Below are 15,562 nucleotides of genomic sequence, written 5' to 3'. Positions count from 1 at the left end.
TTATGGTCGAACTGCGGGTACCGGAGGTCGATTACACCGAGTATTCGAACCGCCAGCTCCTGGTGGTTCCGCTCGCTGTTCTCGCGCTCGCGCTTTTGATCGTCGGTGGCTGGTATCTGCTGACCGGCGCCCCCGCGAACTACGGGCTGGAGTTTACGGGGGGGACGGAGGTGCGGATCGCCATGGACGACGTCGAGGATCCCGACGCGGCGATCGAGGAGGCGTTCTCGGCGGAGCCCGACACGATCCGGTCGATCCCCGGCGACGACGTGTACGTGGTGACGTTCCGCGCCGGCGTCACCGACGCGTCGACGATCGAATCGGAGGTTGAAGCCGCCGGCTTCGAGTTACGCGGGTTAGACGAAGTGAGCGAGAGCTTCGGGGCAGACACCCGTCAACTCGCGGTCACCGGCGTCGGCATCGCGTTCCTCGGGATGGCGGTGCTGGTGTTCGCGCTGTTCCGGACGTTCATCCCCTCGGTGGCAGTCGTCGCTTCGGCGTTTTCCGACATCGTGATCCCGATTGCGATGATGAATCTTCTCGGGATCGATCTGACGCTGGGGACGGTTGCGGCACTCCTGATGTTGATCGGGTACAGCGTCGACTCCGACATCCTGTTGAACAACAGCGTGCTCCGCCGGACCGGTGACTTCTACGAGTCGGTTCACCGGGCGATGCGCACCGGCGTGACGATGACGATCACCTCTATCGCCGCGATGACGGTGATGGCGATCGCCGCGACGATTCTCGGGGTGGATCTGCTCCGTGACATCGGGATTATCCTGGTCGTCGGGCTGTTCGCGGACCTGATGAACACCTATCTGATGAACGTGACGCTGCTTCGCTGGTACAAGTTCCGGGGGGTAAAACGATGATCAAGGAGAACTGGCGACTGCTGCTGCTCGCCGTTTTCATACTCGCAGCGACGTTCGCGCTGTTCTCGCCGACGATGGCACCGGAATCTCCCGACGTCGTCGAGGGTGACGACGTCGAACAGCAGGCGTCCGAAGGGCTGACGAACCTCCAGTACGGGCTGGATCTCGCGGGCGGGACGCGGATCCGTGCGCCGCTTCTCGGGTTCGTCGCCGACGGCGTCGAATTCGGGGGTGACACCCCCTCACAGGTCGCCCAGAACGTCGCGAACGAATTGCCGGACACCGACTCGACCGACGTCAACGTCGAACAACGCACCGAGGACGGGGGCGAGGTCGAGGTGACAGACGCTGGCGTCACCGAAGAGGAGTTCGCGGTCGCGCTCGAGGCAGCCGGCTACCAGTACGATTCGATCTCGCCGGGCGTCACCGACGAAACCCGTGACGCAGCGATCCGGGTGATCGACGGGAAGATCAACGAGGCCGGACTCTCGGGCGGGAGCGTCCGCCAGGTGTTCGACCCCGGCGCAGGCGAACACTTCCTGCTGATCGAGGTGCCGGGCGAGGACAGAAGCGACGTCATCGAACTCATCGAGGAGCGCGGGACGGTCCGGATCGACATCTACTACCCCGACGATGAGGCCGAGGACGGCTACTCGACCGAACGCTCCGTGCTGGTGCAGGACGACTTCGAGAACATCGGGACCGCCCAGCGCGACGAATCGGACCGGCCGTACGTGCCGGTGTCAGTCGTCAACGAAGAAGGCAACCCGGCGGCCGAGCGGTTCCAGGACGCCGCCGCAGAATTGGGCGTCGCGCAACCGGGCGGGTCGCAGTGTACCTACTTCAGTGACGACGGCGTCGGCGAGACCCAGGACCCGTGCCTCCTGCTCGTCGTCGACGGCGAGGTCGTCAACGCGTTCGGGATGCAGCCGGGACTTGCAGAGAGTATGCGTGAAGGCTCGTGGGCGAACGATCCCGGCTTCCGGCTGATGGCGACCGACTTCCAGGACGCCCAGCGCATCTCGTTGAACCTCCGCGCGGGTGCGATCCCGGCCCAGTTGGGGATCGAACAGGGAACCTCGTCGTTCATCTCTCCGACACAGGGTGAGAACTTCCGGCTGTTCGGCGTGATCATCGGGGCCCTCGCTGTGATTGCGGTCGCAGGCATGGTGTTCCTCCGCTACCGGAACCCGAAGGTCGCGCTCCCGATGACGGTGACCGCGTTCTCGGAAGTGTACATCCTGCTCGGGTTTGCCGCGCTGGTTCAGTATCCGGTGGATCTGGCAGTCGTCGCCGGCTTCATCGCCGTGGTCGGTACGGGGGTGGACGACCTCGTGATTATCGCCGACGAGGTGATGAGCGAGGGCGAGGTGAAATCCAGGAAGGTGTTCGACTCGCGGTTCAGGCGAGCGTTCTGGGTGATCGGCGCCGCCGCCGCGACCACGATCATCGCGATGTCACCGCTGATGATTCTCTCGCTGGGTGACCTCTCCGGCTTCGCGATCTTCACCATCCTGGGCGTGCTGGTCGGTGTGCTGATCACCCGGCCCGCGTACGGGGACATCCTCCGGCGGGGTCTCACCCATCGCTGAACGCGGCCGTCGCTCCCGGATTCGGTTCAGCGCCGGTACGTCTCCTTTGCGGCGATTCGAACCCGCGTTTCGCCGCGTTCTGCGAACAGGTCGTCCTCTTCGCGGACGAACTGCACGCCCATCGCGTCGACCGATTCGTTTTGCTCGGGGATCTGCACCGTCTCGATCCCGCCGTCGTGGGCGACAAGCAGGTGGAACCCGTCCTCCCAGGAGACGACCGTGACGTTCCGCCCGTCCACGCGTGGCTGGGCGTGGGATCCCGTCGAGGTAAACGCGACACGGCGGTCCCCGTCGTGTTCGAGCTCCACCCGGTAGACGCGGTCCCCGCCGACGACCTGCCAGCCCGTCCGGTGGGCGGTCACCGAGTCGCGCCAGCCGAGCCCGCCGAGCCCGATCTGTTCCTGCCCGGAGCCTTGCAGGCGATTCTTCGAGGCTGCAGTGGTCCAGAGGTGTCGCTCCTGGCTCTTCACGATTACTCCCGAGGTCTCGACGGCGGTGGTTTCGCCGAACAGATCGACGTCGATCACGTCGACCATCCCGTCGGTGACACCCTCTGCGTAGGTCACTTGGTAGTCACGCACCTCGATCGGATCGCCCGGAAGCGGCTCCTCGTCGGCGGTGACGAGGTTCACCGGGATCGCCGGCCCGGCGATCATCGCCGCGCCCACGAGGAGGAGTACGAAGCCGATCGCCGCCGGCGACACGCCCGCGATCGGGTTCGACACCGGGATCGAGGGGAGCGAGAGGCGGAACGGAGACGACGAGAGGAACGGAAGCGACGAGGGTGTCGGAAGCGACGGAATCGACAGCGGTTCGTCGCGAGTGGCTCCGGCGAGGACCACGAGCGTCGCGAGCAGAATCACGAGCGCCAGGCCGATCGCCCGGTAGAGCACGTACGTCTCGCCGCCGCGGTACCAGTACACCGCCCACAACGACCGCGTCGCGCCGTACAGTAACACGCCGGTCCCGAGCCGGAGCGCCGAGGGGAGATCACCCCGACGGCGTCGGAGGTACAATCCGACGAGAAGTCCCACGAACAGCCCGAGCGCGTGGCCCTGGATCGCGATCGTCGCCCACGAGGGTGTTTGATACACCCAATCTGCACTGGCGACGAGTTCCGGATGTCGCATCGCGTTGTACACCAGTCGGACGAGCGTACTCGCCGCCAGGGCGACGATCGTCCCCAGCGGGTAGAAGGCCAGCGCGAATCCCCCGAATGCGAAGACCACGCCCGAAAAGCCGATCACCGGACCGACGGCGAAAAGCGACGAGAGCAGTCCGGCGACGAGAACCGCCCCGGGGACGATCAGGAACGCACGGACGTACGGGTTCGTTTTCCACGATTCGAACGACGAGGAGCCTCTCGACTGGGGGAAGTGGCCCCAGGCGTACTCCGCGAGCGTGCCCAGCACCAGTGCACCCAGCAGGTTGCCGATCAGGTGGCCCGCACTCGCGTGGGAAAAGCCCGCCGTCACCATCCCCAGCGGGTAGAAGTACGACCACGCCCGGAACGGCACCACCACCGGATTGTACCAGTTTTCGGCACCGCCCTGGACGAACAGGTACACGAGGAGGACCCCCCCGAGGGAAACGAGCGTGCCCCACGGGATCCCGAACAACAACCGGGAGCGGAGTTTTCGACCCCACGCTCCCTGCGGTCGGTCGATCGCGTACACGATGGCGAACGCGAGGAGGCCGGCAGCGACGACCGCGAGCCGCTGGAGCGGGAGCCACTCCGGAACCATACCCCGACTGTGTCGCCCCGTTCCCTTGAAGGGGTCGGTCGCGTCAGGTGGTCTCGTCGCGGTCGTCGGCGGGGGAGTGGATCGGTTCGACTACCAGATCGCCCTCTTCGATGCCGTGTTCGTCGGTGAATCCGAGATTCACTTCGAGGACGTACTGTCCGTAGCCGGTGTAGGTGGTGAGCGACGACTGGTCCTCTTCGACGGGTGCCTCGTGGATCGTCGTGATCGTCCCGTTCTCGTCGACGAAGACGATGTCGATCGGGAACGACATGTCTCGCATGATGTAGTCGTACGTGCCCGGCTCGTCGTGGACGAACCACATCCCCTCGTCGGGAGCGAGGTCGTCGGTGTTCGAGAGCCCAGTGTAGCGTTTTTCTCGGGTGTCGGCGATTCGGGCGTCGACAGTGGCGAGCCGGTCCCCGCTGTCGGCGTTCTCGATCGTGACTGTGGTCCACTCGTAGTCGCCCCGCTCGTGCAGCCCGAGACTCATCCCGACCGCTATCCCTGCGACGAGGAGGACGACGACAACGGCAGCACCGAGGGCCCGTTCGTTCACGGGGGAATCGTGGGGCGACCGACGTATGAGCGTGTCGTCCGGTTTCGCTCCAGAAGGAAAGCGTTATTCGCTCGGGGCGGGTGGGTTCGAATGCGGGCTCGTGGTCTAGTGGTTATGACGCGTCCCTTACAAGGACGAGATCGGCGGTTCGAATCCGCCCGAGCCCATACGAGTGCCCGAGCGTCAGCGAGGGCCGAGTATTTCTGCGAGGCGGATTCGAACCGGAGAAAGACGGTCGTCTCGTTTCACTCGACGCTGCGTCTTTCAGGGCTCAACCGCCCTCGCATACAGTTCTGCGACTCACTTCGTTCGTCCCAGAAATTGGCTCGGGCGGATTCGAACCAGCGAGCGGGAGGTGAGCGAGCGAAGCGAGCGAACGGGAGCGAGTGAGGTTCGAATCCGCCCGAGCCACGTCGTCCCGGAGCCGAGCCGTCTCCGAGCTACGTCGTCCCGGGGCCGAGCCGTCCCTGAGCCACGTCGTCCCGGAGCCGAGCCGTCTCCGAGCCGATCCCATATCCAGACGATCCATGCCGTCCACACCGGTTTATAAACTCTCACCACTATCACAAGACGATGACCGTGGAACCGATCGTCTCGCTGGCGCCGAGCGCGACCGCGACGATCGCGGCGATGGGCCTGACAGATCGCCTCGCGGGCGTGACCACACACTGTTCGATCGATGCGGAGACGGCCGACGTCACGCGGGTCGGTGGCTGGCTGAACCCGTCGTACGACCGCCTCCGCGATATCGGTCCCGCGGTCGTCTGTACGAGCGACGAACTCCAGCGGGAGATCCGGGACGAACTTCGCGATCGTGGATACGACGTCGTCCATCGGGAACCCGCCCGACTCGAGGAGGTGATCGACGGGTTCGAAGCGCTCGGCAGGGCACTCGGCGAAACCGACGCAGGAACGCGACTCGCCCGTACGTGCCGAGAGCGTCTCGAGGAGGGAAAACGGCGGGTCGCCGGACGGGACCGCCCCGTCGTCTACTGCGAGGAGTGGTCGGATCCGCCGATGGCGGCAGGCAACTGGGTCCCGGACGCGGTCCGTGCTGCGGGCGGCCGGTATCCCTTCGTTGCACCCGGAGAGCGATCGCGGGAGATCCAGCAGGCGGCCGTCGAGAACGCGGCTCCCGATCACGCGGTGTTGCACGTCTGCGGGCACGGCGATCGCGTCTCGCCCGACCGGATCGCGGGCAGGGAATGGGACGTCGATCCCGAAATCCACGTCGTCGACGATTCTCTGTTGAATCAATCGAGTCCGCGCCTGCTCGACGGCATCGAACTGCTGTCCGATCGACTGCATCCGCAAGACTGAACGGGGTTCCAGACAGTCTCTCCGACATGCGAGTCGCCGTCGGGAGCAGGAATCCCGTGAAACGCCGGGCGGTACAGCTGGCGATGAAAAGCGACGCGGACGGCTTCGGCGACGGGGCCGTCGTCGAACGGGTCGACGTCGACTCCGGCGTCGACGAACAGCCGACCAGCCACGCGGAGACGCGCACCGGTGCGGAGGTCCGCGCCGAGCGGGCGTACGCGGCCGGCGAGTACGACCTCGCGGTCGGAATCGAGGGCGGCGTGGCGCGGTTCCCGGACGGTTCGGCAGGTTCGAAGAGAGACGGAGACGGTCCGAGCGACCGCGAGGAACCGTTCCTGATCATGTGGGCCGCCGTCACGGACGGCGACCGAATCGGAACCGGGACCGGACCCAGCATCGCACTCCCGACGGGGATTGCCGACCGGATCGACGCCGGTGAGGAGCTGGGGCCGGTGATGGACGACGTCCTGGGAACCAGCGAAATCGCCAAAAAACAGGGCGCTGCGGGTGTGTTCACCGGCGGCCGGGTCGACCGCGCCGAGGCGCTCTCGCAGGCGGTCGCCGGGGCGCTGGGACCGTTCGTCTGTTCGCTGTACGAGTAGCGCCCGGAAGTGAGGTATATATCTCGCCTCGAATACGGTTACTAAATATAAATGAACGGAAACAGTTTAGTAGTAGTTTCACGGTCTGATCCGACCTGCAACAGATAACGTAAATACGAAGAATACCATCTTCACCGATGCCGGGGTGCCTCTGACATCCGGCAGTCGACGACGGGACGTTCTGCCCGACCGCCCTGTCGTTCCCGGCGTGCGATCGTTTGCCCGGACGATCGCGTCTCCAAGCGCCGACCGGCCGGGCTGTGTGCCCGACTCCCGGTCGCGTCGGTAGTTTTCAGGTATCACTCGAATCGCTCGACAGTGACGGCTGCAGCATCGACGGCTTCGGCGTGGACTGTTTGCACTTCTCGGCGCGCGGCGTCGAAATCCTCCCGGGAGACGAGGTGGCTCGGGCAGTCGCAGTCGGACGCCCCGAACCCGGGAATCGGTCCGTCGCCGAGCCGGCCGGCGACGGTGCACTCGACGTCCTCGCCGTGGGCTTTGACGACTGCCGAAAGCGACGTCGCGGGATGGCCGAGCAGGTAATCGACGTGCCAGTGCCGTGCGTCGCTCTCGCCCTCGGCGAGCCGTCGATGTCTGTCGATCCGGCTGAACCCGCCCGTGCCGAACGCGCTTCCCGTGTAACAGTAGACGGGCGCGTCGAACCGCTGCTCGCCCAGCGCGCCGACGTCGGTCTCGAACCGATCGTCGACGTCGACGAGGAGCGTGTACGTTCCGTTCGACGGAAGTTTCCCCTCCGTCCGACTCCGTCCGGTCATCGTCGACGGTCGGTCCCGCGCTACCGTAGTTCCTCCGGCATCGCCTCGCGTGCGGCGGCCGCGAGCGCGTCGAACTGCTGCGCCGCCGGCTCCTCGATCCGGTACTCCTCGTGATACGGATCCGCCTCGCGGTCGCGGCCGCTGGCGCGACCGACAGCGGAGGCGATCCGCTCGTAGTTGTCCCGAAGCAGCGATCCGACCAGGTTGGGGGTGCCCGCCCGGTCGGCGAGCTCCCGGGCCGCAGCCCGGCCCGCGTAGACGCGGCCCTCGTCGGCGTCGACGAGCACCATCGCGAAGGGCGCCTCCCCGAACTGCGCCGCCAGGAACTCTTGGGCGTCATCGTCGTACCACGAGACCACCGCGACGTCATCGAGCCGGCGGACTGCCGTCGCCGCGATCGAACAGTACGGACACTCGCCGTCGTAGATGAGGACTGTCCGTTCCTCGGATCTCTCCTCTGCCCCCGGATCGTCCATGCGGAAACTACGGGCGCTGGACGGATAAGTCGCTCAGGTGATCGACCGCTCGTCCGGGCCGTCACTCAGGTAATTGCCTCGTACGTCTCCGGGTCCTCTCCGGACGTCAGCGACAGCGCGGTGATCGCCACTACGTCCCGGACCGTCCGGGCGGAGTCGATGTCGGGTGCGAGCAGCCGGGGGGTATCCTGCCAGTCGTCGTCGAACTCGTCGTCGTGGCCTCGATCGATCTCCGCACAGACGAAGCCGACCAGACCGTCCAGCGTCGGCCCGATCTCGATGCACGCCCGGTGGCCGTCCCCTCCTGTCGCCAGCACGTGTGTCGTGTCGTCCGGGAACCCTGCCGCCTCGATTACGGGTCCGAGCGGAACGCCGGCCCAGCGGCCGGTGACGATCCGGCCGGTGTGACAGTGGATCGTAAACCGTCGGGACTCCCAGCCGTACTTCTCGCGCACTGTGGGCGTGTTCGAAAGCAGTATCGTCCGGTCGCCCCGGACCGTCACCGTCGCAGTCGGGCTGTCGCGTGTCATTGGTCTCGAGGAGTCGCTCACGAGAGGTGGGCGGCAATGTCGGCCTCGGTGATGATTCCGACGGCTTCGCCCCCCTCGGTGACGACGACCGCCTTGTAGTGGTCCAGCAGGTTGCGAATCTCGTCGACGGTCACGTCCTGTGACACCGTCGGGAACGATTCGCTCATAATCTCGCTTACGGGTTCGTTTCCGACGTTCCCGCCGGCGTGGATGACGTCGCTCTGGCTGATCGAACCGACCGGCACGCCGTTTTGCAACACCGGCAGCTGGGAGTACGCCTCCCGCTCCATCAGGTCGACTGCCTCGCTTACGGCGTCGTCCGGCTCGACGCTCACCACGGACTCGTGCATCAGGTCCTTTGCACGAACGACCTCCCCTTCCGCCTCGTCGAGGGCGGCCACGATCCGTCGGAGCGTCGACAGTCGTGGGTCGACGTCTCCGCCTTCGATCCGGGCGATGAGCGGCTGTGAAACTCCGGCGGCGTCTGCGAGTTCGCTCTGGGTGAGTTCGAGCTCGGTCCGCCGCTCGCGCAAGTCCTGCGGCGTCGGCAGTTCCATGTCCGTAAATAACCAGGAGTTATTGATAAGGGTTTGGGCTGCGGTGTCGCCGTGTCCGGCGACCGACCCTTTAAAAGGACGGGCGCGTACCCCGACACATGGCCAAGTATTCCACGGGCGGGGGTGGCGGCGGCGGCGACGGCGACGCCTGCGAACTGTGCGGGCGGGAGACGGGGAATCTCCGACTCGCCAACGTCGCCGGCGCGGAGCTTCTGGTGTGTCGCGACTGTGAACCGCACGGCAGCAACCGCAAGCAGACCGAAAAGAAACACGAGCGGGAAGGCTCTCGGGACGACGACGGGCCCAGCCGGAAGAAGCGGGCGGCCCAGCGGGCGGCCAAAATGTACGACGCCGGCAAGGGCGATTCGAGCCACTGGGAAAAGGAGGGCACTGATTACGAGAAAGACCGGCTGCCGTATCTCCTCTCCGACTACGGCGAGCGCGCCGAGCGCGCCAGGCAGGACGCCGGGCTCCGCATCGAAGAACTCGCCGCAGAGCTCGACGTCGACGAGGACGACCTCCTGGCGATCGAACAGGGCCGTGCCGCCCGCGCGAACGTCGGCGGGTCCGTCGTCCGCGCGGTCGAAGAACACCTCGACGTGGAACTGGTCGACGAGTAGCCGTCTCGTCCCGCCGGGTCCCGTCGGAAGCAGCGCCGGGCTCCGGCAGGTACCGCCATCGCGGACAGTTTTATCGAACCGGACCACGTTCCGACGGACATGACCGGCTCTCGCGCACCCGAAGACCCGTCGGTTCGATCGTTCTCCGCCACCGTCGACCGCGTCACCGACGACGCGGTCGTGCTGGACGAGACGTACTTTTATGCCGCCTCCGGCGGCCAGCCCGCCGACCGGGGCTTCATCGACGGAACCGAAGTGACCGACGTCCGGGACGTCGACGGCGAGGTTCACCACGGTGTCGCCTCACCGGAGGACGGTCTCGCATCCACCTTCGAGCCCGGCCAGGAGGTCGAATGTATCGTCGACGACACGTTCCGCACGTACTGTATGCGCGCCCACACGGCGAGTCACGTGCTGTACGGCGCCGGGCGGCGGCTGTTTGACGACCTGGGATACGGTGGCTTCGACATCGACGACAGGAAGGTTCGGGTCGACTTCGCGACGCCCTCCGACGTCGACGACGAGGCGCTCGTCGAACTCGAGCGGTTGACCAACCGGGCGGTGTGGGACTCGCTTCCGGTGTCGTGGGGTGAAGTCGACGTGGAGACCGCCCGCGACCACGAGTCGGTGGCGTTCAACACCAAAACCGAGGAGGGTGTCATGGCCGGTGCCGACACCGTCCGGATCGTCACCGTCGGCGGCGACACGCAGGGGAACCTCGGCGATGTCGACCCCGAGGAGGCAGTCGAGGCGCTCGCGCTCGACGGCTCGGCGTGGGACGCCGCCGCCTGTGGAGGGACCCACGTGTCGAACACAGCCGAAATCGGGCCAGTAGAGGTGCTCTCGCGGTCGAATCCCGGCGAGGGGCTCACACGAATCGAGTTCGCGGTCGGGCCCGTTGGGATCCAGCGGGACGCGACGGTCCATCGGGCAGCGCTGTCTGCCGCCCGGGAGGTCGACGTCGGGGTCGAGGAACTGCCGGAGGCGGTCGCCCGGCTCAGCGAAGAGAACCAGGCGCTTTCGGACGAACTCGAGTCGCTGAAAGGGGACGTGCTCGACGCCCGGCTCTCGTCGCTCGAGACGATCGATCGGGACGGCGACCGGTGGCGAATCGGCGCGGTCGACGGGTTCGGTCCCAACGAGGTCGGCGACCGGCTCCAGGCACGGATCACAGGCGGGGACGACGCCCCGGACGTCGCGGCGGTCGTCGGCGACGGCGACGCGCCGTTCGTCGTGGTGGCGACCGACGGCACTCCCGCAGCTGGCGACGTCGTCGAGGAGATCACCGATCGGTTCGGCGGGGGCGGGGGTGGCGGTCCGACGTTCGCTCAGGGGGGCGGCCTCGACGCCGACCCGGAGGACGTCCTCGCCTGGCTGCGCGGCGAGTGACCTGAGATCGGAGTCTGCGTTCGGGGAGTGAGTTTTTTCTTCGCCGGAGCGAAACGGCGCCCATGTCACTGCCACCCAGCGACTCGGCGCTCACCGACGAACAGCGGGCGATCCGGGACCTGGTTTTCGAGTTCGCGTCCGAGGAGATCCGGCCGGGCGCCCGGGAGGCCGACGCGACCGAGACGTTTCCCGAGGACGTCTGGGACGGGCTCGCCGAGCTGGATCTCACCGGGTTGACAGTCCCCGAGGAGTACGGCGGGTTCGACGCCGACCGCCTCACCTACAGCGTCGTCAACGAGGGCGTGGCCTACGGGCAGCTGGCGGTCGCGACCGCACTGTCGGTTCACTGTCTGGCGACCTCCTGTATCGCGACGTTCGGCACCGAGGCCCAGCGCGAGCGGTGGCTCCCCGAGATGGTCGACGGCCGGCCGGTCGGCGCGTTCGCGCTCTCGGAGCCCCACGCCGGCTCCAACCCCGCCGAGATGTCGACAGTCGCCCGACGAGACGGTGACGAGTACGTCCTCGACGGCGAGAAGATGTGGATCACCAACGGCGAGCGGGCGGGGGTGTACGTCGTCTTCGCGAAGACCGACCGGGACGACCCCGGAAGCGTCACGCAGTTCCTGGTCCCCGGCGACACGCCGGGGGTGACCGTCGGCAAGAAAGAGGAGAAGCTCGGGTTGCGCGCTTCGGACACGACATCGCTGGGGTTCGACGGGGCGCGGATCCCGGCCGAGAACCGACTCACAGAAGAGGGGAAGGGGCTGTCGGCGGCGTTCCGGATTCTCACGGGCGGTCGGATCGGCATCGCCGCCCAGTCGGTGGGGCTGGCACAGGCGGCGTTCGACGAAGCGCAGGAGTACGCGGGGGAACGCGAGCAGTTCGGCGGTCCGATCGCGGACATCCAGGCGATCCGGCACAAGTTCTCCGAGATGGCGACCCGGATCGCCGCCTCGCGGCTGCTGGTCCGGGAGGCGGCCCGGCAGGCGGACGCCGGCGAGGACAACCGGGTCGCGGCGTCGATGGCGAAGTACCACGCCAGCGAGACCGCGATGGCGGTCACGAACGAGGCGGTCCAGATCCACGGCGGCTACGGCTACACCACCGAATTCGACGTCGAGCGCCTCTATCGCGACGCCAAAATCACCGAAATATACGAGGGAACCACGGAGATTCAAAAGGAGATTATCGCCAGGGGCGTACTCGAGTAGCCTCGGCCGGGGTGGGACGGCGGGGGTCGACGGTTCGAGTCCCACAAACGATTTCTCCCGTGGGGGAGTTAGGTGTACCATGTACGTCCGCGATGCGCGAAACCGGGAGGAGGTCTGGCTTCTGGACCACATCGAGGCGATGGGCCTGGACGACGCCGCGTTCCGGTCGCGCGATTACGTCATCGCGGTCGACGAGGAGTCCAACGACAGGGCGGGGTTCGGGCGGATCCGGATCCACAAGGAACCCGACGCCTGCGAGATCACGGGGATCGGCGTACTCGACGGCTGGCGCGACCAGGGCGTCGGCGCCCACGTGATCGAGCGGCTCCTCCAGAAAGCCGGCGACGAAGGGTTCGAGGAAGTCTACTCGCTTACGGATCAGCCGGAGTATCTCGTCCAGTTCGGCTTCGAGTTCGCGGATCCCGGGGAGCTCCCGGCGCCGATCGCCGAGCGAATCAGCGAAAAGCGCGAGACGGTGAGCGACGAGGTGCAGCCGCTCCGGATCGACGTCGACGGGTTCGAGATGCCCGACCGGCTCCGCGAGCGGTTCAAGTCGGCTGCAGAGCGCGACGCCGAGGATGAGGGTCCCGAAGAGACCCCGGAAGACTTCGGCATCGACCCCGACGAGGCCACTTATAAGTACGATCCACGCGGTTGACGCCCGTTATCGGGGGCGGAACCGGAAAGAGTAACACCCTTAAACCGCGACCGGCTGGTTGTACGTGAGCGCCGGTGGTCTAGTGGTAGGACCTGAGCCTTCCAAGCTCATGGCCCGGGTTCAAATCCCGGCCGGCGCACTCACTTCGCTCGCGGCTTCGCCGCTCGCTTCGTTCGTGCGCCGGCCGTAGTCCCACTCGTTCACTCCGTTCACTCGCGGGACTCCCGGCCGGCGCAAGCGAGGCCGAACGAAGTGAGGCCTCGGAGATGTGAACGGCGAACGAAGTGAGCCGTGAACACATTTCTGCCGAACGAAGTGAGGCCTCGGAGCCGTGAACACATTTCTGCCGAGGAGGTGAGGCCTCGGAGCCGTGAACACATTTTCTGCCGAGGAGGTGAGGCCTCGGAGCCGTGAACACATTTTCTGCCGAGGAGGTGAGGCCTCGGAGACGTGAACGGCGAACCAAGTAAGCCGTGAACGCAATACCTGTCGAAAGGAGCGAACCGATCCTGCCGGCTGCGGTTTTCGGGAGTCCCGGTGAGTACGATACCCGATCGACTGACCTCGCGCTCTGCCGCGATCCAGAATCCCAGGTCGGATCCGGATAAACGAGGGGGAACGTTCCAGGAATTCAGCAATATTCATCACCACTGTGTGTGTTGTTATTGTAACACATGGATGGTCCACCGTTCGAGTACGCCGAATTCGAGGAGGGGAGACACGTCAACTACTGGCGATTGAACCCGGCACTGCAGACGGCGGCACGCCGGGTGTATCCGGACGAGGAGTTCGAGTGGGCAACCGAACGCCTCGACGAGTTCGGGGAGGTGGTCGGACTCACGATCGCGGACAACGCCGACGTGATCGACGAGCACGGCCCGGAACTTCGGACGTACGACAAACACGGCGACCTGTTAAACGAGGTTCGGTATCACCCAAAACAGTTCGAGAACGAGGAGTTGATTTACGAGCGCGGGATTCTCGCCGACGCCTTCGAAGCGCCGCCGGGGCGGGACGAACCGCTGGGGCTGATCCACACGCTGACGATGCAATTGCTGCTGTCGTACGTCGACACCGGTCTGGTCTGTTCGCAGTCGATGACGGTGGGGGCGGCACTGGTGCTCCGGAATCACGATCACGGGAACCACTACGGGGAGTACTTCGAGGGGCTCACCGCCCGAGAGTACGAGGAGGTCATCGAAGGGGGAATGTTCCTGACCGAAGAACAGGGCGGGAGCGACGTCGGGGCCACCGAAACGGTCGCGAACCCCGTCGGCATTCCACGGGATGCAACGGGGGCCGCCGGGGGCGAGGCGACCGGAGAAGACGTCGAGGAGGGAACCGCGAACGGGGAGGGGAAGACGGCCTCGGGCGACGAGGACGGACGGGCCGTCCACGGCGACGGCGGGGAGGTCGGAGCCGACGACCCGATCGAGGCCCGGACGTACGAGTTGACCGGCGACAAGTGGTTCTGCTCGAACATCGACGCCCAGGGGACGCTTGCGCTCGCCCGCCGCCCGGAGGCCCCCGAGGGAACGGCGGGGCTGTCGCTGTTTCTGGTCCCCCACGAGCTCCCGAACGGCGAGTTGAACCAGCAGCGCTACCGCCGGCTCAAAGACAAGCTGGGCACCGAAAGCGTCCCCACGGGCGAGGTGGAGTTCGACGGGACCATCGGATACCTCGTCGGGGAGCCCGAGCGGGGGTTCAAATACATGACCACGATGCTGAACTGGGAGCGGATCACGAACTCCGTGGGCGCGGTCGGGATCATCGGCCGGCTCCTCCTTGAGAGCAAGATCCACGCCGCAAACAGGGAGGCGTTCGGACAGCCGATCGCGGAGTTCCCGCTGTTACAGCGCGATCTCGTCGAAATGGCGGTCACCCACGAGGCGACGCTCGCGTTTGCGATGGAGGCCGCCCGGTGGTTCGACCGGTACGAGCGCGACCACGAGGACGACCGCGCGTTCCGGCTCATGCGGCTCCTCGTGCCGGTGTCGAAACACGTGACCACCCGCGCCGCCGTCGACACCGCCTCCTACGCGATGGAGATCCAGGGCGGCAACGGGTACGTCCGCGAGTTCGTCACCCATCGGCTCTACCGCGACGTCCAGGCGCTTCCCATCTGGGAGGGGACGGCCAACATCCTCTCGCTCGACGTTCTCCGGGCGATGGAGACGGAACGCGCCCACGAGGAACTGCTCCCGCTCGTCGAGGGCTATCTCGACGACGTCGACCACCCGATCCTGGAGGCGCAGGTCGCGACAGTACGCGAGGAGTTCCGGGCGCTCAAGGAGGCGCTCGTGACGCTTGCGACCGGGGACGACGACTACGCCCAACACGAAGCGAAGGAAGTGACCGAATACGTGTACGATGTGCTCACCGCTGCCCTGCTGCTGTCGCGTGCTCAGCGATCGCTGGCGGAACGGGGGGACGCACGGGAGGCAGTCGTCGCCCGCCTCTTCGTCAGAAAGACGTTTTCGGAGCCACACGCCCGGGGGATCACGACCGGCGAGGCGATCCCGATGGCGTATTTCGACGCGATCGTCCGGTACGACAGCGTCGATCCCGATCGATTGGCGGCATAGTCGACCGAAACCCGGACAGGAAACGGAGAAATTCGCAGAACCACGGAACTCGTGCAGTTCGGTGACCGCC

15 protein-coding genes and 2 tRNA genes are annotated in these 15,562 nt (G+C 66.3%); 11 read left to right on the top strand and 6 right to left on the bottom strand.

From position 1 onward, the window contains the following. The first annotated feature begins 2 nt into the window (after positions 1-2). Both secF and AArcCO_RS13510 read left to right on the top strand, forming a co-directional pair. Positions 3-875: a protein translocase subunit SecF gene (secF, locus tag AArcCO_RS13515; protein ID WP_259534026.1), complete on the top strand. Its 873-nt coding sequence runs from the start codon at positions 3-5 to the stop codon at positions 873-875. Beyond that, complete coding sequence (locus AArcCO_RS13510; protein ID WP_259534025.1) at positions 872-2,467, top strand: preprotein translocase subunit SecD; 1,596 nt, start codon at positions 872-874, stop codon at positions 2,465-2,467. The genes secF and AArcCO_RS13510 overlap by 4 nt, the downstream gene beginning before the upstream one ends. Before the next feature lie 26 nt (positions 2,468-2,493). Here the strand turns inward: AArcCO_RS13510 and AArcCO_RS13505 are convergent, their stop codons facing one another. After that, entirely contained in the window at positions 2,494-4,212 is a 1,719-nt protein-coding gene (locus AArcCO_RS13505; RefSeq protein ID WP_259534024.1) for a rhomboid family intramembrane serine protease, read from the bottom strand. A gap of 43 nt (positions 4,213-4,255) precedes the next feature. Continuing rightward, positions 4,256-4,768, bottom strand: a complete 513-nt coding sequence (locus tag AArcCO_RS13500; protein WP_259534023.1) for a DUF192 domain-containing protein — start codon at positions 4,766-4,768, stop codon at positions 4,256-4,258. A 94-nt stretch (positions 4,769-4,862) separates the two neighbouring features. On the opposite strand from AArcCO_RS13500, the gene AArcCO_RS13495 reads away from it, so the two are divergent. From AArcCO_RS13495 to yjjX, 3 genes are all read left to right on the top strand, one after another. After that, positions 4,863-4,935 (top strand) — tRNA-Val (locus tag AArcCO_RS13495). A gap of 406 nt (positions 4,936-5,341) precedes the next feature. Next, entirely contained in the window at positions 5,342-6,088 is a 747-nt protein-coding gene (locus tag AArcCO_RS13490; protein WP_259534022.1) for a helical backbone metal receptor, read from the top strand. A gap of 26 nt (positions 6,089-6,114) precedes the next feature. Beyond that, entirely contained in the window at positions 6,115-6,690 is a 576-nt protein-coding gene (gene yjjX, locus AArcCO_RS13485) for an inosine/xanthosine triphosphatase (protein ID WP_259534021.1), read from the top strand. A 299-nt stretch (positions 6,691-6,989) separates the two neighbouring features. Here the strand turns inward: yjjX and AArcCO_RS13480 are convergent, their stop codons facing one another. The 4 genes from AArcCO_RS13480 to AArcCO_RS13465 all read right to left on the bottom strand — a co-directional run bounded on the left by AArcCO_RS13480 (position 6,990) and on the right by AArcCO_RS13465 (position 9,029). Beyond that, positions 6,990-7,466 carry a GIY-YIG nuclease family protein gene (locus AArcCO_RS13480; protein ID WP_259534020.1) on the bottom strand — a complete coding sequence of 159 codons (477 nt, stop codon included), beginning with the start codon at positions 7,464-7,466 and terminating at the stop codon, positions 6,990-6,992. A 20-nt stretch (positions 7,467-7,486) separates the two neighbouring features. Further along, positions 7,487-7,942 carry a DCC1-like thiol-disulfide oxidoreductase family protein gene (locus tag AArcCO_RS13475; RefSeq protein WP_259534019.1) on the bottom strand — a complete coding sequence of 152 codons (456 nt, stop codon included), beginning with the start codon at positions 7,940-7,942 and terminating at the stop codon, positions 7,487-7,489. A gap of 65 nt (positions 7,943-8,007) precedes the next feature. Further along, positions 8,008-8,472 carry a molybdopterin-binding protein gene (locus tag AArcCO_RS13470; protein ID WP_259534018.1) on the bottom strand — a complete coding sequence of 155 codons (465 nt, stop codon included), beginning with the start codon at positions 8,470-8,472 and terminating at the stop codon, positions 8,008-8,010. Positions 8,473-8,489: 17 nt separating this feature from the next. Further along, positions 8,490-9,029: a type II toxin-antitoxin system RelB family anti-toxin gene (locus AArcCO_RS13465; protein WP_259534017.1), complete on the bottom strand. Its 540-nt coding sequence runs from the start codon at positions 9,027-9,029 to the stop codon at positions 8,490-8,492. A gap of 98 nt (positions 9,030-9,127) precedes the next feature. On the opposite strand from AArcCO_RS13465, the gene AArcCO_RS13460 reads away from it, so the two are divergent. The 6 genes from AArcCO_RS13460 to AArcCO_RS13435 all read left to right on the top strand — a co-directional run bounded on the left by AArcCO_RS13460 (position 9,128) and on the right by AArcCO_RS13435 (position 15,492). Further along, positions 9,128-9,649 (top strand): helix-turn-helix domain-containing protein, encoded by a 522-nt coding sequence (locus AArcCO_RS13460; RefSeq protein WP_259534016.1) that lies wholly within the window; start codon positions 9,128-9,130, stop codon positions 9,647-9,649. Positions 9,650-9,748: 99 nt separating this feature from the next. After that, a complete protein-coding gene (locus AArcCO_RS13455; protein ID WP_259534015.1) occupies positions 9,749-11,038 on the top strand; it encodes an alanine--tRNA ligase-related protein in 1,290 nt (429 codons plus the stop codon). A gap of 62 nt (positions 11,039-11,100) precedes the next feature. Then, positions 11,101-12,249 carry an acyl-CoA dehydrogenase family protein gene (locus AArcCO_RS13450; RefSeq protein ID WP_259534014.1) on the top strand — a complete coding sequence of 383 codons (1,149 nt, stop codon included), beginning with the start codon at positions 11,101-11,103 and terminating at the stop codon, positions 12,247-12,249. Between the two features lie 79 nt (positions 12,250-12,328). Further along, positions 12,329-12,907, top strand: a complete 579-nt coding sequence (locus tag AArcCO_RS13445; RefSeq protein ID WP_259534013.1) for a GNAT family N-acetyltransferase — start codon at positions 12,329-12,331, stop codon at positions 12,905-12,907. A 68-nt stretch (positions 12,908-12,975) separates the two neighbouring features. Next, a tRNA-Gly gene (locus tag AArcCO_RS13440) sits at positions 12,976-13,046 on the top strand. Between the two features lie 535 nt (positions 13,047-13,581). Further along, positions 13,582-15,492 carry an acyl-CoA dehydrogenase family protein gene (locus AArcCO_RS13435; RefSeq protein WP_259534012.1) on the top strand — a complete coding sequence of 637 codons (1,911 nt, stop codon included), beginning with the start codon at positions 13,582-13,584 and terminating at the stop codon, positions 15,490-15,492. The last annotated feature ends 70 nt before the right edge of the window (positions 15,493-15,562 follow it).

The organism is Halalkaliarchaeum sp. AArc-CO (genome assembly GCF_024972735.1).
Classification (GTDB): domain Archaea; phylum Halobacteriota; class Halobacteria; order Halobacteriales; family Haloferacaceae; genus Halalkaliarchaeum.
This window is presented reverse-complemented; position numbering and strand designations above follow the sequence as displayed.